This window comes from Streptomyces cirratus (assembly GCF_014650775.1).
GTDB classification, from domain to species: Bacteria; Actinomycetota; Actinomycetes; order Streptomycetales; family Streptomycetaceae; genus Streptomyces; species Streptomyces cirratus.
The window spans coordinates 1-638 of sequence record NZ_BMVP01000063.1 but is presented as its reverse complement, the minus strand read 5'-3'; the positions used below and the strand labels follow the sequence as shown (position 1 = coordinate 638).

Here is a 638-nt window from a genome sequence, read left to right as displayed (position 1 = left end):
CACGGGACGGGGACCCGGTTGGGGGATCCGATCGAGGCGCAGGCGTTGTTGGCGACGTATGGGCAGCGGTCTGGGCGGGGTGAGCCGTTGTGGTTGGGGTCGTTGAAGTCGAACATCGGGCATGCGCAGGCGGCTGCGGGTGTGGGTGGTGTCATCAAGATGGTGATGGCGCTGGAGCACGGGGTGCTGCCGCGCACTTTGCATGTGGATGTGCCGTCGTCCCAGGTGGACTGGGAGGCGGGTGCCGTCTCCCTCCTGACGGAGGACCGGGCGTGGCCGGAGGTGGGGCGTCCGCGTAGGGCGGGTGTGTCGTCGTTCGGTGTGAGCGGGACGAATGCGCACGTGATTTTGGAGCAGGCCCCGGCCGTCGAAGCGGTGGTGGAGTCCGCCTCGCGGGAACTGCCGGTCGTTCCCCTCGTCCTCACCGCCAAGTCCGAGGCTGCGCTCAACGAGCAGTCGTCTCGTGTGTCGAGCCTGCTGGAGCATGGGGAAGCCGGCCTGCTGGACGCCGGGTTCACCCTCGCCACGGGCCGGTCGGTGTTCGAGCACCGGCGGGTCTTCCTCGGTGACACGACGGTCGACGGGGTGGCCGTGCCCGGTGGCCGTCGGGTGCTGGTGTTCCCGGGGCAGGGGACGCA

At 69.7% G+C, this 638-nt stretch carries 1 protein-coding gene; it reads left to right on the top strand.

Features of this window, described 5'->3' with window-relative positions:
- Window positions 1–638, top strand: a 638-nt coding sequence (locus IE207_RS32895; RefSeq protein WP_190187988.1) for a ketoacyl-synthetase C-terminal extension domain-containing protein, incomplete at both ends; no start/stop codon positions are given.